This is a genomic window from Sporosarcina sp. Y1009 (assembly GCF_057669865.1).
Genome location: NZ_JBYHFO010000001.1, coordinates 204,247 through 223,882, shown reverse-complemented (window position 1 = coordinate 223,882; position 19,636 = coordinate 204,247). Strand labels below are relative to the sequence as shown.

The 19,636-nt window shown below is 38.2% G+C and carries 20 protein-coding genes and 1 riboswitch; of the genes, 18 read left to right on the top strand and 2 right to left on the bottom strand.

The window, feature by feature from the left end; all coding sequences use genetic code 11:
• Positions 1 to 119 precede the first annotated feature (119 nt).
• The 9 genes from AC25Y1_RS01130 to AC25Y1_RS01090 all read left to right on the top strand — a co-directional run bounded on the left by AC25Y1_RS01130 (position 120) and on the right by AC25Y1_RS01090 (position 8,266).
• Positions 120 to 668 carry a DUF420 domain-containing protein gene (locus AC25Y1_RS01130; RefSeq protein ID WP_488146093.1) on the top strand — a complete coding sequence of 183 codons (549 nt, stop codon included), beginning with the start codon at positions 120 to 122 and terminating at the stop codon, positions 666 to 668.
• A gap of 584 nt (positions 669 to 1,252) precedes the next feature.
• Positions 1,253 to 1,492 carry a DUF362 domain-containing protein gene (locus AC25Y1_RS01125; RefSeq protein ID WP_488146092.1) on the top strand — a complete coding sequence of 80 codons (240 nt, stop codon included), beginning with the start codon at positions 1,253 to 1,255 and terminating at the stop codon, positions 1,490 to 1,492.
• 71 nt (positions 1,493 to 1,563) lie between these two features.
• The gene (gene pcp, locus AC25Y1_RS01120) at positions 1,564 to 2,178 is read left to right on the top strand and encodes a pyroglutamyl-peptidase I (RefSeq protein ID WP_488146091.1); all 615 of its coding nucleotides are present in this window, start codon (positions 1,564 to 1,566) and stop codon (positions 2,176 to 2,178) included.
• Entirely contained in the window at positions 2,168 to 2,911 is a 744-nt protein-coding gene (pxpB, locus tag AC25Y1_RS01115; RefSeq protein WP_488146090.1) for a 5-oxoprolinase subunit PxpB, read from the top strand. The genes pcp and pxpB overlap by 11 nt, the downstream gene beginning before the upstream one ends.
• On the top strand, positions 2,908 to 3,672 hold the full coding sequence (locus AC25Y1_RS01110) for a LamB/YcsF family protein (protein WP_488146089.1): 765 nt from the start codon (positions 2,908 to 2,910) through the stop codon (positions 3,670 to 3,672). The genes pxpB and AC25Y1_RS01110 overlap by 4 nt, the downstream gene beginning before the upstream one ends.
• Positions 3,669 to 4,529 carry a 5-oxoprolinase subunit C family protein gene (locus AC25Y1_RS01105; protein ID WP_488146088.1) on the top strand — a complete coding sequence of 287 codons (861 nt, stop codon included), beginning with the start codon at positions 3,669 to 3,671 and terminating at the stop codon, positions 4,527 to 4,529. Before AC25Y1_RS01110 ends, AC25Y1_RS01105 begins: the two co-directional genes overlap by 4 nt.
• A gap of 148 nt (positions 4,530 to 4,677) precedes the next feature.
• Positions 4,678 to 5,430, top strand: coding sequence for a DeoR/GlpR family DNA-binding transcription regulator (locus tag AC25Y1_RS01100; RefSeq protein ID WP_488146087.1), 753 nt, complete (start codon positions 4,678 to 4,680; stop codon positions 5,428 to 5,430).
• Positions 5,427 to 6,356, top strand: a complete 930-nt coding sequence (gene pfkB, locus AC25Y1_RS01095; RefSeq protein ID WP_488146086.1) for a 1-phosphofructokinase — start codon at positions 5,427 to 5,429, stop codon at positions 6,354 to 6,356. The genes AC25Y1_RS01100 and pfkB overlap by 4 nt, the downstream gene beginning before the upstream one ends.
• Positions 6,356 to 8,266 (top strand): PTS fructose transporter subunit IIABC, encoded by a 1,911-nt coding sequence (locus tag AC25Y1_RS01090; protein ID WP_488146376.1) that lies wholly within the window; start codon positions 6,356 to 6,358, stop codon positions 8,264 to 8,266. The genes pfkB and AC25Y1_RS01090 overlap by 1 nt, the downstream gene beginning before the upstream one ends.
• Positions 8,267 to 8,313: 47 nt before the next feature.
• Here AC25Y1_RS01090 and AC25Y1_RS01085 read toward each other — a convergent pair whose 3' ends face one another.
• Entirely contained in the window at positions 8,314 to 8,979 is a 666-nt protein-coding gene (locus AC25Y1_RS01085; RefSeq protein ID WP_488146085.1) for an HAD family hydrolase, read from the bottom strand.
• A gap of 132 nt (positions 8,980 to 9,111) precedes the next feature.
• Complete coding sequence (locus AC25Y1_RS01080) at positions 9,112 to 9,753, bottom strand: spore coat protein (protein WP_488146084.1); 642 nt, start codon at positions 9,751 to 9,753, stop codon at positions 9,112 to 9,114.
• A gap of 122 nt (positions 9,754 to 9,875) precedes the next feature.
• Here AC25Y1_RS01080 and AC25Y1_RS01075 point away from each other — a divergent pair, with 122 nt between their 5' ends.
• The 9 genes from AC25Y1_RS01075 to AC25Y1_RS01035 all read left to right on the top strand — a co-directional run bounded on the left by AC25Y1_RS01075 (position 9,876) and on the right by AC25Y1_RS01035 (position 19,545).
• Positions 9,876 to 10,661 carry an MBL fold metallo-hydrolase gene (locus AC25Y1_RS01075; RefSeq protein ID WP_488146083.1) on the top strand — a complete coding sequence of 262 codons (786 nt, stop codon included), beginning with the start codon at positions 9,876 to 9,878 and terminating at the stop codon, positions 10,659 to 10,661.
• 451 nt (positions 10,662 to 11,112) lie between these two features.
• Positions 11,113 to 12,402: a glycoside hydrolase family 18 protein gene (locus AC25Y1_RS01070; RefSeq protein ID WP_488146082.1), complete on the top strand. Its 1,290-nt coding sequence runs from the start codon at positions 11,113 to 11,115 to the stop codon at positions 12,400 to 12,402.
• A 127-nt stretch (positions 12,403 to 12,529) separates the two neighbouring features.
• Positions 12,530 to 14,218, top strand: coding sequence for a dihydroxy-acid dehydratase (gene ilvD / locus AC25Y1_RS01065; RefSeq protein WP_488146081.1), 1,689 nt, complete (start codon positions 12,530 to 12,532; stop codon positions 14,216 to 14,218).
• A 61-nt stretch (positions 14,219 to 14,279) separates the two neighbouring features.
• The gene (locus AC25Y1_RS01060) at positions 14,280 to 15,062 is read left to right on the top strand and encodes an HAD family hydrolase (protein ID WP_488146080.1); all 783 of its coding nucleotides are present in this window, start codon (positions 14,280 to 14,282) and stop codon (positions 15,060 to 15,062) included.
• Between the two features lie 488 nt (positions 15,063 to 15,550).
• Positions 15,551 to 16,933, top strand: coding sequence for an NADP-specific glutamate dehydrogenase (gene gdhA / locus AC25Y1_RS01055; protein ID WP_488146375.1), 1,383 nt, complete (start codon positions 15,551 to 15,553; stop codon positions 16,931 to 16,933).
• A gap of 240 nt (positions 16,934 to 17,173) precedes the next feature.
• Positions 17,174 to 17,278: riboswitch (SAM riboswitch) on the top strand.
• A 102-nt stretch (positions 17,279 to 17,380) separates the two neighbouring features.
• On the top strand, positions 17,381 to 17,944 hold the full coding sequence (gene ssuE, locus AC25Y1_RS01050; protein ID WP_488146079.1) for an NADPH-dependent FMN reductase: 564 nt from the start codon (positions 17,381 to 17,383) through the stop codon (positions 17,942 to 17,944).
• A gap of 278 nt (positions 17,945 to 18,222) precedes the next feature.
• Positions 18,223 to 18,372 (top strand): hypothetical protein, encoded by a 150-nt coding sequence (locus AC25Y1_RS01045; RefSeq protein ID WP_488146078.1) that lies wholly within the window; start codon positions 18,223 to 18,225, stop codon positions 18,370 to 18,372.
• A gap of 66 nt (positions 18,373 to 18,438) precedes the next feature.
• Complete coding sequence (locus tag AC25Y1_RS01040; protein ID WP_488146077.1) at positions 18,439 to 19,011, top strand: hypothetical protein; 573 nt, start codon at positions 18,439 to 18,441, stop codon at positions 19,009 to 19,011.
• Positions 19,012 to 19,281: 270 nt separating this feature from the next.
• A complete protein-coding gene (locus AC25Y1_RS01035; RefSeq protein WP_488146076.1) occupies positions 19,282 to 19,545 on the top strand; it encodes a hypothetical protein in 264 nt (87 codons plus the stop codon).
• Positions 19,546 to 19,636 lie beyond the last annotated feature (91 nt).

The window sequence follows — 19,636 nt, the reverse complement described above, 5'->3', positions numbered from 1 at the left end:
CGCCAAAATCTATTGCTATTATCCTAGTATCAAACATTCATTCTGAGAAAATGAATATTCTTATGCTAGACTATTAGTTAGTAGGAAGAATTACAAAATATAATAGAGGGTCTGATTTTATGAACTCAAAAACTTCTGAAGTAGTTTTTACCAAACGAAACTATAAACCAGCAATTATTCTTTTAACGATTGTCTTAATAAGTGCAATTGTTATTTTGTTAAGTTTGCCAGGGATTGAAGAATTCGATGCGTTTGATGTAACATTATTACCAATGATGAATGCGATCTTCAATGTATGCTCATTTTTATTTTTAATTGGTGCGCTTATCGCCATACTCAAGGGAAATATAAAAGTACATCGACGTTTCATTTATGCGGCAGTGGTAGCGACGTTGCTATTTCTAATCACTTATGTTGTTTTCCATTTCATTGCCTCATCCACGTCTTTTGGTGGAGAAGGTTTCATTGCGGTATTTTATTATTTTGTTTTGATTACCCATATTATTTTCGCGATGTCAATAATTCCACTTGCACTTACAAGTATCACATGTGCTTGGAATCGAGAACTTGAACGCCACAAGAAAATATCACGCTGGACAATGCCGATTTGGCTATATGTTAGTTTTACAGGCGTATTAGTTTATCTGCTAATTAGACCTTATTATTAAATAGAATTGACTCCATTTATTGTAGTTAATCTATCTCGTAGCGAATGGCTTACTTCAGTTAAGATAATGAAGACTAGAAAAGCTGCTACAGATAAGGTGGAGGAAGTGCTTTTGTGGCTAGACTGTTAAGTTTAGAGGTTGGAAAAGGGATATTCTCAAAATGAGAATATCCCTTTGTTTATAATTGGTAACATTAAATTTTTGAATTGATTCTTCATCTCAAGTGTTTGAGAGAATAATTTCCATAGAAAGTATGCACTTTCTTTACCGCGGTAATTTGCTCCACTAGGCGTCTTCTACCTAAGCAACGTAAACCCTACCTACTTTTACGTCCTTGCGACCCTATAGTCGCGCCAGTGTGAATAAGTATATCAAAAACATTACGTAGAATGCCAGAACATCAAATCTCATTTGTTACCCAACTTCTCAACTTAATAAGTATAACGTATCCGCCCATAAATGTCAATGACATTATGTTTTGTTGGAAAATCTTCAAACATTATAGTTTTTATTTCCCTCAAAGTATATTAAACTTAACAATAGAAGCATAGTGTAACTGAAAAAATATGAAGGAGGCGTATCGAATGGCCTATGTGATAACATCTGCTTGTATTACAGAAAAAGCAGCGGACTGTGTAATGGTTTGTCCTGTTGACTGCATCGAAGAGGGCGAAGATCAGTACTTCATCGACCCGGATGTTTGTATAGATTGTGGTGCATGTGTCGCGGCATGTCCGGTTGAAGCAATATACCACGAAGAAGATTTACTAGATGAGGACCTACCGTTTTTAGAAAAAGCGAAAACATTTTATAATATTGCTTAACAAACCCTAAAGATATTCTCCTTAATTTGAGAATATCTTTTTTTCTAACAAAAAACAAAGGTGGCATGGTTATGAAAACATTACTCTTAACGGGATTTGAACCATTTTTAAAGTTCACTGTGAACCCAACCATGAAAATTGTCGAGGAATTACATGGGGAAGTGATAGGAAATTACAAAATTCATAGTGAAGTGCTTCCAGTAGATTTTACATCGTCAGGTGATCAATTATTAGCTTATATAGATGACATCCAACCTGATGCAGTCATTTCACTCGGGCTAGCCGGGGGTCGCTCGAAAATCACGCCTGAAAGAATTGCGATCAATGTGAAAGACGGTGCTGCAGATAATGAAGGCCATACCCCAACAGATGAAGTGATACATGAGGACGGGGAAGATGGCTATTTCACATCCCTTCCAATCCGAGAAATGGTGAATCGTTTACAAGAGGCGGGTTTGCCAGCAGCGATTTCGAATACGGCCGGAACTTATTTATGCAACAATATGATGTACGAAGCGCTATATTATGCAGCGAATCATCGCCAACACATGAAGAGTGGCTTCATCCACATTCCAGCATCCCACGAACTAGCTATCCAACACGGTAGCGTACCAAGTTGGTCACATGATGATTTGAAAAAAGGGATCGTATTGTGTATCGAAGTGTTGGGCGCCAATGACAAATAGAGCGTTACGCATGATGCAAATTAATGAACGGACACTTCGCTTTGACTTTGAAATGAAAAGTTTTAATGAGAGTTTTACTACTTTACAAGCGTTTTGTGATTTTATTGAACAAGAATGGAAAGGTTTAATAGAAGAGGTCGTCCCGAGTTATGAAACGGTAACCGTCTATTTTCAACGGGATTTAATTAAATCAGCCGCTTTAATAGAAGAAATTCAGCTAAAGTGGCAGTCCAGGCCAAATCGCAAAGTACATTTAAAGAGCCGGCATATTCAAATTCCAGTTTGCTATGAATCGCCATTTGGTGAGGACTTTTTAGATGTTATGAATCATACTCAGTTGTCACGTGAAGAAGTCATCTCGCTACATACAAGTTCAAGTTATACGATTTTTGCGATTGGTTTTTTACCAGGTTTTCCTTATTTGGGCGGGTTGTCTTCTGCATTAGAGGTTCCTAGACGAAGCGAACCACGGCTTGTTGTGCCAAAAGGGGCGGTGGGCATTGGTGGTTCACAAACTGGAATTTATCCGATTGAATCACCAGGAGGATGGAATCTAATCGGACGAACTCCTTTTGAGTTGTTTAATGCAAATCGTCCACAGCCATTTTTACTGCAAGCCGGCGATACACTTACTTTTTTGCAGATTTCAACGCAACAGTTTTTTGAATTGCAATTAGAAATTACAGCTAACCCGAATATATACTTGAATTATGTGAAGGAAGTGACTGTATGAGGATTGACTTAAATGCAGATGTTGGCGAAAGCTTTGGGGGTTACTCAATCGGAGAAGATGAAAAGTTATTCGATTATATAACGTCTGCGAATATTGCTTGCGGTTTTCATGCGGGGGATTTTAATGTTATGCGTGAAACGGTTGAATTGGCAGCATTGAAAAATGTATCGATTGGTGCGCATCCTGGTTACCCGGATATACAAGGGTTTGGGAGAAGGGCGATGCAAATGTCACCTCGGGAAATTTATAATATAATCGTTTATCAAATTGGTGCCCTCAAACAATTTTGCGACATACAAGGTGTGCCGGTTTCGCATGTAAAGCCACATGGCGCTTTGTATAATATTGCAGCAATCGACGGGGCGATAGCAGAAGCGGTTGCTGAAGCAGTTTATGATGCAGTTCCGTCTGCCTATTTGTATGGGCTTTTCGGTAGTGAACTAATTACCGCGGGTAAGAAAATCGGTCTTAAAATAGCGGGAGAAGCTTTTGCGGACCGTCGATATACCGCGAATGGTCAACTAAGTTCACGAACTCTACCAAATGCCGTGATCGATACATATGAAGAAATTGAGAAACAAATACTGGATATTATTATTCATCATAAAGTTCAAACGATAACGGGTGACATCATTACGATCCGAGCCGACACCATCTGTTTTCACGGCGATGGAATTGGCGTTGCAAACCATGCCGAAATGATCCGACAAGTTTTAAAAGCAGCATCCATCCAAGTCAAAGCTCCGGGTGTCGCGCTATGATTCCGTTATTTAAAGTCGTAAAATCTGGCGTCTTTTCATCTATTCAAGATCGTGGGAGATTGGGTTATCGTAAATTCGGGGTCCCTGTTTCGGGGCCAATGGATATTAAAGCTTTTATGTTCGGGCAGAAAATTATCGGAAATGATGAACAGGGTACTGCACTGGAACTATTCTTAGGCGGATTGACACTAGAAGTACTCACAGATCATCGGATTGTCATTACAGGTGCAGATTTAAGTGCGCAACTTGATGGCGAAAAAGTACCGTTGTGGAAAACATTTTTGATTACAAAAGGGCAATTACTCACATTTTCTCAGCCACTCATTGGTGCAATTACCTATCTAATTCCTGAAGGTGGATTTTCAGTAAAATCATTCTTAGGAAGCAAATCGAGTTATGAGAAAGGTGGAATGGGTGACCCGATCAAAGATGGCATGATTTTATATGGGGATACAACAAAAAAGCAACGCATCAATAGAGGTTTGCGGACTGAGTTCGTTCCGACTTACCTTCAAGAAATTTCGATCGAATTATTTAAAAGTCCACATGTGAACTTGTTTGATGAAGCGAGCGTTCAAATATTTTTGACGAATACCTACACCCTCCGTGGGGGTGATCGTATGGGCTATTTCTTCAGTGGTCCAAAACTTGGGTTCATGACGAGTGGTGACATCGTCAGTGAAGCTACTCAGTTTGGCACGGTGCAAGTTCCAACAAACGGTCAACCAATCATTTTAATGGCAGATGCCCAAACAATCGGTGGGTATGCGACAATTGGAACCGTTTCAAAAGAGGATTTAGCAAAAGTGGCTCAACTACGAACTGGTGGTAAAATACGATTTGGTTATCGTTCATAATACATGTTACGTTAAAACAGGATTGGCACTTCACAAGCCAATCCTTTTATTATTCAGTTTATTGATTGGTTTTGAATGAAATTGATTGACTGTGGAGTGTTAATGAATTATTATAGAATCTAAGAGAAGGGATCGGGGTGATGTCAACTTGTTAACGAATGAACGTCAAGAAGTGATTATTGAGTTATTAGCACAAAAGAAAACAATTAAAATACAAGATATTATTGACCTTACAAATGCGTCAGAATCGACTATTCGGCGTGATTTAACAGAATTAGAAAACCAACAAAAATTAACAAGAATTCATGGTGGTGCGACGATTAATGAACGAAAACGTCATGAGCATAGCGTGATTGACAAATCCACCAGAAACCTTCAGGAGAAAATTGCAATTGCAAAATATGCATCATCATTGGTCGAAAATGAAGATTGTATCTATTTGGATGCAGGAACAACAACACTTCAATTAATTCCATTTTTAGTTGGTAAGGAAGTTGTCGTCGTAACCAATGGACTGATGCATGTGGATGCATTAGTCCAACATGGCATTACGACCTATTTGACGGGTGGTTATGTCAAAAGCAAAACTGGTGCGCTTGTTGGTACACAAACGATTCAATCGCTTGAAAACTATCGTTTTGATAAATGTTTTCTAGGGACAAATGGTTTCCATGAATCCTTCGGTTACACAACACCGGATCCTGAAGAAGCCGCTGTGAAACAACTCGCCAGTAAACTTGCAGAAAAAACCTATATGCTAGCAGATCCTTCGAAACATGAAAAAGTTAGTTTTGCAAAGATAATTGATTTAGAAGATGCAGTATTGGTAACAGGTAAACTTAAAAAGAATGAGTTAGAAAAATTAGCACTTCAGACTATAGTAAAGGTGGTTACGCCATGATTTATACATGTACAATCACTCCGAGTCTCGACTATACAACGTATTTACCTGAATTTCATTTAGGCGACTTAAATCGCACAGAAGAAGTCCATTATTATCCGGGTGGCAAAGGGATTAACGTTTCACGTGTTCTAAAAAGATTAGGAAGAAGTAGCGTTGCACTTGGTTATATCGGCGGGTTTACTGGTCAATACATGACCGACTTTCTAATAAGAGAAGGCATACAGACAGATTTCATCCAAACTGAAGAGATTACACGTATCAATGTAAAAATAAAAGCCGCACAAGAATCAGAATTAAATGGACCTGGTCCTCGTATCAATGAGCATCAGCTAACTGAATTACGTGAAAAAGTGAAGCAGATGTCATCAGGGGACTGGTTCGTCTTAGCAGGTAGTTTAACAAATACAATTCCGACTTCCTTTTTCAAAGAACTTGCAGCCATTTGCGAGAATAATGATGTCTATTTCGTTTTGGATACATCGGGTGCCGCATTAAAAGATTTAATCAATACAAAGCCGTTTTTGATTAAGCCCAATATCGACGAACTGGGTGAACTGTTTAATACCCAAATCACTTCTAAAGAAGAGGCTTTCCACTACGCAAAGAAATTAGTTGGAAAAGGGATTAGGCATGTTGTTGTTTCGATGGGCGGAGAAGGTGCACTACTTGTATCAAAAGAGGAAGGATTCGTTGCCGAGGCACCAAAAGGTAAAGTTGTCAATACAGTAGGTGCTGGAGATTCTCTTGTGGCAGGATTTATCGCATCATTTACGCAAAATGAAAATGTGCACGATGCATTTCGATACGGTGTAGCTAGTGGAAGTGCGACTGCTTTTTCTTCAGACTTATGTGAGAAAAATGCTGTAGAAGATTTACTTCACCAAATTAAGATACGTAATTTAACAGAAGGGAATGAAAAATGATGAAAATAACGGAATTATTACGTGAAGAAACAATCATATTAGATGTTGATTCAAAATCTAAGCCGGAAATATTGCAGGAATTAGTTACACAACTAGATCAGGCCGGAACCTTAAGTGACAAAGAATCATTTACGAGGGATATCTTAGCACGTGAAGCGCAGAGTACGACGGGCATTGGAGATGGGATAGCCATTCCACATGCGAAATCAGCCGCCGTGAAAAAGCCGTCAATTGCATTTGGTCGCTCACTAGAAGGATTAGATTTTGAATCACTTGATGGGCAACCCGCGCATATTTTCTTTATGATCGCAGCTAGTGATGGTGCGAATAATGACCATTTGGAAGCGCTCTCTAGACTCGCGACATTTTTAATGGATGAGAATTTTAGAGAAAAACTACTGTCTGCAACGTCGAAAGAAGAAATTTTGACGATTGTAAACGAAAAAGAAATAGCGGTTGATGGACCAAAAGAAGAAGTAGTAGAAGAAAAACCGCAAATAGCAGGGAAAATACTTGCGGTAACAGCTTGTCCTACAGGGATTGCACATACATTTATGGCTGCTGAAAAGCTATCAGAAACCGCAAAGACGATGGGTGTTTCGATAAAGGTTGAAACAAATGGGTCAAGCGGTGTGAAAAATCGTTTAACAGATGCAGAGATAGCGGATGCATCTGCGATTATTGTAGCAGCCGATACGAAGGTAGAGATGGCACGTTTTAATGGAAAACCGGTCATCCAAATTCCTGTTGGAAAAGCAATTTATGAAGCAGAAGAGATGATCACCCGTGCGATTAATCTAGATGCACCGATTTATAAACATGATGGCGCTAAAGGCGACGAGGAGAGCACTGAAGGTAAAGTTGGTTTTTATAAACACCTCATGAACGGTGTCTCTAATATGCTTCCATTTGTAGTGGGCGGCGGAATTTTAATTGCTTTATCTTTCTTCTGGGGCATTGAATCGAGTAATCCAGATAGTCCCGAGTATAATGCTTTTGCAGCCATGCTGAATGAAATCGGCGGTGGAAAAGCATTTTTCCTAATGGTACCTGTATTGGCAGGTTTCATCGCATCTAGTATTGCGGATCGACCTGGTTTTGCACCTGGTATGGTAGGTGGATTGATTGCCATTACTGTGACAGGCGTTGAAGGAGCCGCCGGGGGATCTGGATTTCTAGGCGGACTCATCGCAGGATTTCTTGCAGGTTATTTAACATTGCTCGTGAAGAAAATGTTTTCGAAATTACCGAACTCACTTGAAGGGTTAAAACCGGTATTGTTTTTCCCGGTATTTAGTATTGCATTTACTGGATTGGCCATGATGCTGATTAACCCACCCTTAACAAAAATATATACTGGGCTTACTTCCTTTTTGGAAGGACTTGGTGGTACAAACGTCGTACTCGTTGGAATTTTGTTAGGTGCGATGATGGCAATAGATATGGGGGGACCGGTAAATAAAGCAGCTTACACATTTGGCATAGCTATGCTAGATGCACAAAACTTTACATTTATCGCAGCTGTCATGGCAGCTGGAATGGTGCCGCCACTAGGGATTGCACTCGCTACGACATTGTTTAAAAAACGTTTTACGAAACAAGAAAGAGAAGCAGGGAAAACAGCATATGTGTTAGGTGCGTGCTTTATCACTGAAGGAGTTATTCCGTTTGCTGCAGCAGATCCAGCGCGTGTGATTCCAGCATCAGTTGTTGGTGCAGCTGTCACAGGTGGACTTACAATGTTCTTTGATATTGCTTTACGTGCACCACATGGCGGTGTTTTTGTCATGGGACTCGTTGAAGGCGGCGTAAGTAGCATACTGTTATACGCGCTTGCAATCATAATTGGTGCAATTGTAACGGCTATGCTTGCAGGTATACTAAAAAAGAATGTTCAGCAGCTCGCATAAGTGCAAAGAACCCGAAGCTAAGATTAAATCATAGCTTCGGGTTCTTTTTATATAATTTGCCATTCTCTCTTTTTTGCGAATACTTTTAATCGCTCTTCTGGTTGAACGGCTACTGGATTGCCGACTAAATCCAGAACTGAAACATCTGAATAACTGTCGCCATAAGCAAAACTATTGGCCCAGTCAATTTCTTTATTTCCCAATACTGATTTGATCTCTTCGTTTTTTCTCAATCCTTGGATGTGATGAATGGGTGTTTCCAAGTCAATAAAAGAATTTTTAATAGGGATATTCGTACCGATGATTTTATCAAAGGGTAATCCCTCAGCAACGATATGTAGAAGTGGGGTATACGCCCCTGAGACTAACATGACATAGACATCATCCTCGGCATGTTGTTTTACTTTCGCAACAACCTCGGGATTTAAATCAGCTTGCATTTTTACGGAAATTTCACGGAAATAGGTATCCATCTCATCGACTGACAAATCTTTAAGTGCATCCAAATATATTTGCATTGATCGTTCTCGCATTTTATGGTTCGGATAAACTTTCATTTTATTGCCAATATAAGGCAGTAAAATCGTACGGTAAAATCGCTTGTATCTCGTATGATATACCGGATGTTCCTTCAAATGATCCATCAGAATTTGATAGGTTTCTTTTGCATACAAAGTTCCATCAAAGTCAAATATTGCAACCCGCATCATCATCACCATTTCCTTCTATATAAAATTATCTATAGAGAAAATGATACAGGGTTGGATGCGCTTCTGCAACGTAAGTAAGATAAAAAACAATTCGAGTACTTGAACATTGGAAAATTCAAGTACTCGGTGATTAGTTTATTGTAGATTTTGCTGGTTGGGCATAGCAGGTTGTCCACTGGTTGCAAAGGCATTAAGTAAATTCTGCATATCCTGTTGTGCAAGTTGTGGCACTTGATAATAATGGTGTTTGTTTTGATATAGTGAAAGCTCATAGGCCATTTCAATGCAGTTTGGAACAGAATCAGCCAGAACACGGCGTACGACTGGATTACATGTTTCAAGAGCAGCCATCGTTTTACCAGAAGCGCTTGTTTTACAAGCATCAAGCAAGAAACCAGAAATCATTTCATCAGATATTTCAGCAGCCGATTGAATCGGTTTTTTGGGTTGTGTCGCTTTCATTCCATATACAAAATCATTCCCTTGGGTCATCTTGTAAGATCCAGTCGGATGTGAAGGGTCTTGCCCTGTTTTAAAACATTCGACGGTTATATTATATTCATCCAATGCAAAACGGTATTGCCGGTCTAAGATATTGAGTAATTCAGGGTCTTTTACTTGTGGTCGTAGTAACATCATTTGATTTAGAGCCGCAATTGAACCTGAGAGAACCTCATGAAGATCTAGCACTTCATGACCTCCATGATTCATTTGTGGTGTGACTGCGCCAGTGTGCATGTTTTGATGAGTTTCGCTACCAGAGTGATTTTGATTCAACTAAAATTCCTCCTATTTCGTGAAAGTTTTTTGCATCGCTTTTAGTATGGATGTAGAATTAAAAGATATTCATAAATTATATTGAAAAAATATATACCTGAAACAGAAGGAGTGGATTTGAGTTGAATATAATTTCTTATGAAGATATGACACAAGTAGAATTTATCAATAAATTCGCAGGTCGACAATTGCTCGTTTCAGTGTATTATATCGATGGATTATTAATCGATACAGGAAATTCAAAAATACAAGAGAAATTAATCCCATTATTGAATAAATGGCCGATAACCGATGTAATTTTAACGCATCATCACGAAGATCATACGGGAACAGCAAAATGGATTTTCGAGCATAAGAAAATTCCAATTTACATACATAAATCGGGGATAGATAATTGCAAGCATCGAATGAAACTGCCTTTTTATAGGAAAGTTTTTTGGGGAGAGCGCGCACCGTTTGAAGCGCTTCCGTTAGAAAATAAATTTAGCACGCCAAATTATACATGGGATGTGATTCATACGCCTGGTCATGCACATGATCATGTCGCTTTGTATAATCGTGAAAAAAAGTGGTTGTTTGGCGGAGATTTATACGTTCAATCGAGACCGAAAAGCTTATTTGCATTCGAATCCATTCCGGAGATTATCAACTCTTTGCGATTGATGTTAACTTATGATTTTGACACCTATATTTGTTCGCATGCAGGGATTATTCAAAATGGCAGAGAAGTGATTGCAAGAAAACTAGCCTATTTATCGGAAATCCAAACGAAAGTTATATCGCTACATGAAAAAGGGAAAACCAACCGAGAAATTCGCCAAGAATTGTTTCCGAAAAGTCATCCAATGAATTATTTTTCACTCTTTGAAAATTCGCCAATTCATATTGTAAATTCAATTTTACGGTAACTAAATAGGGATACGTTAAAAAAGTAAGACGCCAATGTCCTTTATCGGACTTCGGCGTTTTTTTGTCGTGTGCCGTGGATCGTTTGTCAGCTTTGTCAATCTTTGTTCATGTAATTTAAAATGGAATCGACTTGGCCCCAATTTGGGTTCAAAATTAGGACTGGTAGAAAGGTAAAGACAAATAACAACAGCAAGTTTGCACAGAAAAATAAGCGGAAGACTTTTTTTAACTTCAAACGTTTCCCTTCCCTCATCTATATTTTTCATAATCTTAGGCAATCGCCTTGTCATTAGTAGTGTATGCGAATCATCTCAATTCGCTATATGAAATATAAAACTAGTTTTAATAGTATCAAGTATTCGAGTGGCTTATTAATAGTATGCATATTGAGCTTGTCACATCAATAAACTTTTAAGAAGTGTGTACTTTTGAGAGAGAGGTAGATGATGAATGCGAATTCACGTTGTTCAACCTGGTGAAAGTCTATATGAGATTGGCAGGACATACGGCACAACCGTAGCAGAAATTGCGACAGCCAACGAAATACCTGATCCATCTAGACTAGTCATAGGCCAAGCTTTAGTTATTCCGATATCAGGTAGTTTTCATATTGTGCAACCTGGTGAATCACTTTTTACTATTGCCAATCGATATGGGACGACAGTTGCCGCCCTAGCGAATGCGAACGGAATCGCAACGAATGCGATATTGCAAATTGGTCAAAGGCTTGAAGTTCCACAAAAAACAAAACCAGAAATTGAGACGATGCTTTATGTAGAACCACGCACGCCGGTTGCAGAATCGATGATTGAAGAAGTACGTGATAAAACGAGTGGAACGTATTTAACATATCTCGCAATGTTCAGCTATCAAGTGTTGCGTAATGGTTCGTTACAAGCACCATCGACGGATAATATTCCCCAAATTGCAACTTCTAATGGCGTTGCAAATGCGATGGTTATTAGCAACTTGGAAAACTATCGATTTGAACCTACACTCGCAAACGCGATTCTCACGGATCTAGAAGCGCAAAATCAGTTAATCGGAAATGCGATTCAAATCGCAAATGATGTCGGATATAAGGACATTCACTTTGATTTTGAGCTACTGTTTCCAGCTGACAGGCAACTTTATAATAATTTTCTTAGTCGCGCTAGTGAACGACTTCATATGGCTGGATTGACAGTCTCCTCAGCAGTTGCACCCATGACAGCCAATGTATTGACTGGCATATACGGCGGACATGATTATGCATCTCATGGTGCGTTATTAGACTTTGTTGCTCTGATGACATACGAATGGGGTTACACGTACAGCGAGCCGCAAGCAGTCAGTCCAATTACTCCTGTGAGACGCGTAGTGGAGTATGCCACAAGTGTTATGCCGAGTAACAAAATCATGCTAGGGCAAAATTTATATGGCTATGATTGGGCTGCACCATTTTCACCACAAGGGGGCGCACCAGCAAAAGCTTTGAGCCCACAACAAGCCATCGCGTTAGCATTACAAGAGAATGTATCGATTCAATATGATTACCAGGCACAAGCACCATATTTTAACTACTACGATGCAGAAGGCGTATTGCATGAAGTGTGGTTTGAAGATGCCAGAAGTATCCAAGCGAAGTTCGACTTGATTAAAGAATTTAATCTTCGTGGCATCATGTATTGGAAACTGGGGCTCGCATTTCCGCAAAATTGGCTTTTGTTAAAAGATAATTTTACAATTCGAAAAAGATAATAGATACAACAAAGTAATCCCTTACATTCAAGTTGTAAGGGATTATTATTTTCTTTAAATTAGTAAGAAAACATTGAACTATATAAAAGATGTCGTATAATAAAACAATGAAAGAGGTGGACTTGCAATGAAAAAAGATATGAGAATTCATAGTAAAGTGTTCAGTGAAGGTACAATGAGAGCGCCAAACCGTGCAATGTTGCGCGCAGTTGGTGTGACAGACGAAGATTTTGAGAAACCAATGGTAGGAATTGCGAGTACCTGGAGTGAAGTAACACCATGTAATATACATATTGATGAATTAGCCATAGCCGCAAAAAAAGGCGCGAAAGAAGCGGGCGCTGTTCCGATGATTTTTAACACAATTACAATTTCAGATGGAATTTCTATGGGGACGAAAGGAATGAGCTATTCACTACCGAGTCGTGATTTAATAGCAGATTCCATTGAGACAGTAATTGGCGGGGAAAACTTAGATGGTTTAGTTGCTATCGGTGGCTGTGATAAAAACCTACCAGGTTGTATGATTGCGATTGCCAATTCTGATGTTCCTTCCGTATTTGTCTACGGCGGTACAATCGCACCAGGAAAGTTGCGCGGGGAAAGTATTGACCTTGTGTCTGTTTTCGAAGGCGTTGGACAGTTAAATAATGGACAAATAGATGAGCAAGAGTTAAACAAAATTGAATGTCATGCTTGTCCAGGAGCAGGTGCATGTGGTGGAATGTACACAGCAAATACAATGTCATCTGCGATTGAAGCGATGGGAATGAGTTTACCAGGAAGTTCTTCAAACCCAGCAGTTTCAGAAGAAAAATTAGCGGATTGTGAAGAAGCTGGTCATGCACTCTACAATTTAATGGAAAAAGGAATTTATCCAAAAGACATTATGACAAAAGAAGCGTTTGAAAATGCGATTACAGTTGTCATGGTGCTGGGTGGATCTACAAATGCTGTCCTTCATTTACTTGCAATTGCACATGCGATAGAGGTAGATTTAACGATGGATGATTTCGATCGTATCCAGAAGAAAACACCTCATCTAGCGGATTTAAGACCGAGTGGTAAATACGTAATGGAAGACTTGCACCGAATTGGTGGAGTTCAAGCAGTTATGAAAATGCTTTTAGAAGCTGGTTATCTACACGGAGATTGTTTAACAGTTACAGGTAAAACAGTCGCTGAAAACCTTCAGGAAGCACCAGATTTAGCCGAAGGACAAAAAATCATTATGCCTTTTGACAAAGCGTTAAGTGAAGAAGGGCCACTAGTGATTCTAAAGGGTAATTTATCACCACGCGGGGCAGTTGCGAAAATGTCTGGTGTTTCCGTCAGAACGCATACAGGGCCAGCACGTGTATTTGATACGGAAGAAGCGGCAACAAACGCAGTTATGGAAAATGAAATTAATGAAGGCGACGTCTTAGTCATTCGTCATGTTGGTCCCAAAGGTGGACCAGGTATGCCAGAGATGTTATCGATTTCTGGAATTCTTGTTGGTAAAGGGTTAGGCGAGAAAGTTGCGCTCATAACTGATGGAAGATTTTCTGGTGGTACACATGGATTAGTCGTCGGACATATCTCACCAGAAGCGCAAGTTGGAGGACCAATCGCTTTCATCAGAAATCATGACGAAATCACGATTGATGCTGAAACACAAGAAATTAAAGTAAATGTTTCAGAAGAAGAGTTTGCAGAACGCAAAAAAGATTGGGTAGCACCACCATTATACACGCGAGGCGTTTTAGGGAAATATGCACATAACGTAACTTGTGCATCAAAAGGTGCAGTAACAGATTATTATAACCGAAAATAATTTTTATGAACGCTCCTAGTCTAACTAGGGGCGATTATTTACGAGTAGACAGGGGATTACAATGATTAAAGCAATATTTTTTGATTTAGATGATACATTATTATGGGATAAGAAGAGCGTAGCGACTGCATTTCAAAAAACTTGTGAAGCAGCAAGTAAAAGTTACGATGTAGATCCTGAAGATCTTGAGAAAGCCGTTCGTGATGAAGCGAGAGAACTATACGCAACATATGAAACATTTGAATTTACAAAAATGATAGGTATCAATCCTTTTGAAGGTCTGTGGGGCACGTTTGATGATGAGGCTGACAGCTTCCAGAAGATGAAAGACATTGTCCCAACCTATCGACGCGATGCGTGGACAAGAGGTCTTCGTCGTCTAGGAATAGAAGATGCAGCTTTAGGTGAAAAACTCGCAGAATTATTTATTGAAGAGCGCAAGAAAAGTCCTTTTGTCTATGAGGAAACGTTTCAAGTACTCGATCAATTGAAAGAATCGTATCAGCTAGTGCTCATCACTAATGGATCACCAAGTTTACAACATACAAAACTTGAGATTACACCAGAAATTGCGCCTTATTTCGAACATATTATCATTTCAGGTGGATTTGGCGTAGGGAAGCCAGATCGAACCATATTTGACCATGCATTAGAACTTAGCGGTGTTCAAGCAAATGAAGCACTGATGGTTGGAGATAATTTAATGACTGATATTTTGGGTTCGTCTTACGTGGGAATTCCATCTGTTTGGATTAATCGAGACAACCAAGCCCAACATAAAGAAATAAAACCGACATATGAAATTACAAACTTAGAAGAACTTTTCTCGATTCTTTCAAAATAGGAAAAGAGTAACTTGAGATTGAAAAAGGTTAAGGATTGTTAATATCCTTGACCTTTTTTCGCTCTATTAGAACAGCTTCTTTTAGTTTATACACTTAATGGACAGTCTTTGAATTATCGAGCCTTTATCCAACTTTATTTATCGCAATATTAAGATTGTTGACCTTTGTTTCATAAATTAAAGTCTTATTCTATAAAAATACACAAAATTGATTTATCTTTTCAATTATTCATATTGAAAGTATCCCTATTTACTTGTATTATAAAGAAATATACTAAATTCGTGTAATTTAACATTATTCAGCAAAAGCCCGTCATCTCAGTAATTATAGAGATATATGAGAATGATTTGTTTTAGTCGGTGCTTATAATTATGCTGAATTATATTAAAGCCTACGAAAGAATTATTAAACTTGATGATTGAAAATGTGTATGTAACATGTATAAGGTTTATCGACTAACTTGAATTTAGGAAGGACTGATGCTATTTTGGCAAACATAAGTGAAGCATATGAAAACCCAAAAAAACTTGCAAATGATTATGTCCATGAAGTTTATTCTTTGATCAAACAAAGAAATCCAGGGGAAGTAGAATTTTTACAAGCAACTCGGGAGATATTTGATTCATTACGTCCAGTCTTTTCAAAAAATCCCCAATATATTCGTGATGGTATCTTAGAGAGAATTACTGAGCCAGACCGGATTATTACATTTCGTGTAGCTTGGGAAGATGATCAAGGAAAAGTACATGTCAATCGTGGATATCGTGTGCAGTTTAATAGTGATCTCGGACCATATAAAGGTGGGATTCGATTCCATCCTTCTGTAAATACGAGTATTATGAAGTTTCTAGCTTTCGAACAAATTTTCAAAAACTCCCTGACAGGTCAACCAATTGGTGCTGGTAAAGGAGGATCTGATTTCGATCCTAAAAACAAGTCTGAACGTGAAATCATGCGGTTTGTTCAAAGTTTCATGACGGAGCTAAGTAAATATATCGGACCAGATTTGGATGTGCCAGCGGGTGATATAGGTGTTGGCCGAAGAGAAGTAGAATATATGTCTGGGCAGTATAATCGATTGCACGGGGGCCATAAGGCGGGCGTCTTTACTGGAAAAGATCCAAATTATGGTGGGAGCTTGGGAAGAAAAGAAGCAACAGGCTATGGAACGATTTACTTTGCTGAAGAGATGTTAAAAGTGAATGATATGAGTTTCAACGGAAGCCGAGTGATCGTATCTGGCTCTGGGAACGTTTCTATTTATGCAATGGAAAAAGCCATTGAACTCGGTGCGAAGGTAGTGGCATGTAGTGATTCTAGCGGCTATATCTACGACGAAAATGGAATCAATGTCGAAACAGTTAAAGTGCTGAAAGAAGAAGGAAATAAACGAATTAAAGAATATAAAAAGTTCCACTCGAGTGCTAAATATTTTGATGATTGTACAGGGATTTGGTCCATTAATTGTGACATCGCACTTCCTTGTGCAACACAAAATGAAATCGATGAAGTGGCCGCATATAAGCTCGTCAATAATAATGTAAAAGCTATCGCTGAAGGTGCGAATATGCCTTGTACAAAAGAGGCGGTTGACTTATTCATCGAAAATAATGTCTTATTTGCACCAGCAAAAGCGGCCAATGCTGGCGGCGTAGCTGTATCAGCAATGGAGATGTCCCAAAATAGCATGCGTCTTAACTGGACATTTGAAGAAGTTGACGAAAAACTTAAAGAAGTAATGAACAACATATTCCAAAGTTGTTTGAAGGCGTCTGAAGAATATGGTCAACCTGGTAATTTAATTGTCGGTGCCAACATTGCTGGTTTTCTTAAAGTAGCAGATGCAATGATTGCCCATGGCATTAGATAAGAAAATAATGTATTTAAAAAACACTAGACCTCACACTGAAAAATCGTGAGGTGATCTAGTGTTTTTTTATGTGAGTTCTGTTTTGCAGATGGGTCGAAAAGAGTGGGGAAAGAGGACACCCTCTTTCGGTTTTTTATATGGCTGGATTAAATATTAAAACATTTAATCCCGACAAGTTTAATAGGTATGAGCCCTTGACGGGACATTCCTATTGTATTATGATTGTTCTTACAACTTAATATCTTATCAAGAGAAGCTAAGGGACTGGCCCGTTGAAGCTTCAGCAACCTCTGCCTCGCAGAAAGGTGCTAATTCCAGCAAGAGTAACTTCTTGGCAGATAAGAGTAAAAGAATATTTATTATTCAACCCTCTTTTCTATCGAGAAGGGGGTTTTTTATATCCAATTTATTAAATATCCCAAAAAATAAGAGAAAGAAGGTTAAATGATGAGTAGAATTGTTATTATTTCAGGAAGTCCATTGACACCGTCACGTACAGATCTCGTTCTTCGTTATGTAGAATCCATATTACAAAAGAAAGGTTTTACGGTAGATTATATTGCTATTCCTGATCTACCACCGGAAGATTTGGTTTATGTACGCTTCAATAGCCCATCTATCCGAAGTGTGATTGAACAAGTTGAAAATGCGGACGGAATCATTATCGGTTCCCCAGTATATAAGGCTTCTTATACGGGCGTACTTAAAGCGTTACTTGATTTGTTACCAGAGAATGCATTTAGGGGAAAAACAGTATTGCCTTTCATGGTTGGCGGTAGCATCGCACATTTGCTGGCAATTGAGTTTTCATTGAAGCCTATTATACATAATTTAAAAGGCGTTTCTACACAAGGCGTTTATTTCGAAGATTCCTTGATTGATAAAGAAAATAGTGTCAATCCAATTAAAGAAACTGATAGCGAATTCCGATTACAGACACAGTTGCAAGAGTTACTTGATACGATTGTAGAGGCACAGCGCACAACCGAATTAGTCGGAAATCTAAGGTGATAAAAAATATGGAGTAAAATCGACGAGTACTTGAATGATTCATTTTTCAAGTGCTTGTTTTATTTTCTTATTTATAAGCATTTAACCAAAAGATAGGATAGCCCCTAGTCTCCAAATATGTTAGCATTAATAATAATGTTATAATTCAATCTATTTAAGACGTTATTATGTGATTAATTAGTCTAGGCAATATGACTCTGCTAAGATTTAGAATCATATTGTTAAATGAGGCGATCCTATAAATTAAATGGGTCAATTTGTTGAAAAGGTGGAGTTACATGGGAAGAATTGTAATTGCAGTTATTTTAACGATTTTTGGTGGTATTCTTGGAAGTTTTTTGGAGCCAGCAGTGTTTGCAAACAGTATTCCGGTTGCAATCATGGGAGGATTTATTTTAGCGGAGATCCAACGTAAAGATGATAAGTAATGAGTATCTCATATGATTCTCATATAAGTATTTACGGAAATGTACGGGCAAGATGGAGGTGTTTTTTTGAAAAGAGTTTTTCATTTATTAATTGCTTTGTTTTTAATTATTTCATTATTGGGGTGCAGTTCCAGTGTTCAAGGAAGTATAAAAGATTTTCATGACGATGATATTGCGGCAATTGTGAAAGACAAAGAGATTACAATTGGTGACTTGCGGTTTTTGTATGCAGATGATCAGGTGTTGGAAAACATTGAAGGAACTGCAAAGCTCGAATTAATGATACAAGAAGCTAAGGCGTTGAATGTAGATATTTCTGATGAAATTAGTTTGCAAGCGGAAACAATGTTAGCGCTCCCTCTTAAAGATATAAAAGATCCGTACGGAAAATCAATGCATGCGTTTATCGAATCACAAGCTCAAAAGTTGGGGATAGATCCTGAAAAATATTATATGAAGTATGTAGAAATCAAGAGTGAACAAAATGCGTATTTAAATGCATACACGCACGAAATATTTGGTGAACCCGACGATTATAACGAAGAGGAATTAGAGACATACAATGAAAATACTAATGACTTTTTGAATGAATTAGTTAAAGAATATAAAGAGGAGATTGAAATACTAATCAAGAAGTAAGGAACAGTTAAATGATTGAAAAACTCAATTAGAATAGAGGGATATTGTGAAAAAGAATATTGCAAAAGTAATGAGTTTCATAGTAATCTTTACTTTACTATTTGGATTATTACGGTTATTGATCAATGTAGGGGTAATTCCCTGGAATCTATTGACAGATATTCTAACTCTTTTTATAATTATTCCCATTTTAATTATAATATCCACTCTTTTGTCAGGAAAATTTATAAATTTATTAATGGTGGAGGATTAAGTAGAATTATCAAATCCATGCCCGGGATCGCAGAGGAGAAAATCTTAGCATCGATACAAGGGAGTGACACAAGAATGAAAGAATTTATAAGTACATTTTTTATTTGCCTAGTCATTTGCAGTGTAGCTGCATTTTTATTTGCTGGCTTAATTCTAGATAGTTTGTGGGGGATTCTTATTGTTGTTGCATTTATAATTTCGGTGTTTATAACCATTTTTGTAAAACAGGAATCCAGAATTGATGAACTAGAGAAGAAAGTGGAAAGTCTATTAAACAATTAGTAATGCACTTTGAACGACAAAAGCCTGATTCCCAGCCGAAAACAGAATCAGGCTTCTTTATCATAAGTTTTTAAAGAGGGAAATTAATAGA

Excerpts from the sequence above, each read along its gene's own strand:
- AC25Y1_RS01130 (WP_488146093.1), top strand. The coding sequence starts at position 120 with ATGAACTCAAAAACTTCTGAAGTAGTTTTTACCAAACGAAACTATAAA.
- AC25Y1_RS01125 (WP_488146092.1), top strand. The coding sequence starts at position 1,253 with ATGGCCTATGTGATAACATCTGCTTGTATTACAGAAAAAGCAGCGGAC.
- pcp (WP_488146091.1), top strand. The coding sequence starts at position 1,564 with ATGAAAACATTACTCTTAACGGGATTTGAACCATTTTTAAAGTTCACT.
- pxpB (WP_488146090.1), top strand. The coding sequence starts at position 2,168 with ATGACAAATAGAGCGTTACGCATGATGCAAATTAATGAACGGACACTT.
- AC25Y1_RS01110 (WP_488146089.1), top strand. The coding sequence starts at position 2,908 with ATGAGGATTGACTTAAATGCAGATGTTGGCGAAAGCTTTGGGGGTTAC.
- AC25Y1_RS01105 (WP_488146088.1), top strand. The coding sequence starts at position 3,669 with ATGATTCCGTTATTTAAAGTCGTAAAATCTGGCGTCTTTTCATCTATT.
- pfkB (WP_488146086.1), top strand. The coding sequence starts at position 5,427 with ATGATTTATACATGTACAATCACTCCGAGTCTCGACTATACAACGTAT.
- AC25Y1_RS01090 (WP_488146376.1), top strand. The coding sequence starts at position 6,356 with ATGAAAATAACGGAATTATTACGTGAAGAAACAATCATATTAGATGTT.
- AC25Y1_RS01085 (WP_488146085.1), bottom strand. The coding sequence starts at position 8,979 with ATGATGATGCGGGTTGCAATATTTGACTTTGATGGAACTTTGTATGCA.
- AC25Y1_RS01070 (WP_488146082.1), top strand. The coding sequence starts at position 11,113 with ATGCGAATTCACGTTGTTCAACCTGGTGAAAGTCTATATGAGATTGGC.
- ilvD (WP_488146081.1), top strand. The coding sequence starts at position 12,530 with ATGAAAAAAGATATGAGAATTCATAGTAAAGTGTTCAGTGAAGGTACA.
- AC25Y1_RS01060 (WP_488146080.1), top strand. The coding sequence starts at position 14,280 with ATGATTAAAGCAATATTTTTTGATTTAGATGATACATTATTATGGGAT.
- ssuE (WP_488146079.1), top strand. The coding sequence starts at position 17,381 with ATGAGTAGAATTGTTATTATTTCAGGAAGTCCATTGACACCGTCACGT.
- AC25Y1_RS01045 (WP_488146078.1), top strand. The coding sequence starts at position 18,223 with ATGGGAAGAATTGTAATTGCAGTTATTTTAACGATTTTTGGTGGTATT.
- AC25Y1_RS01035 (WP_488146076.1), top strand. The coding sequence starts at position 19,282 with ATGCCCGGGATCGCAGAGGAGAAAATCTTAGCATCGATACAAGGGAGT.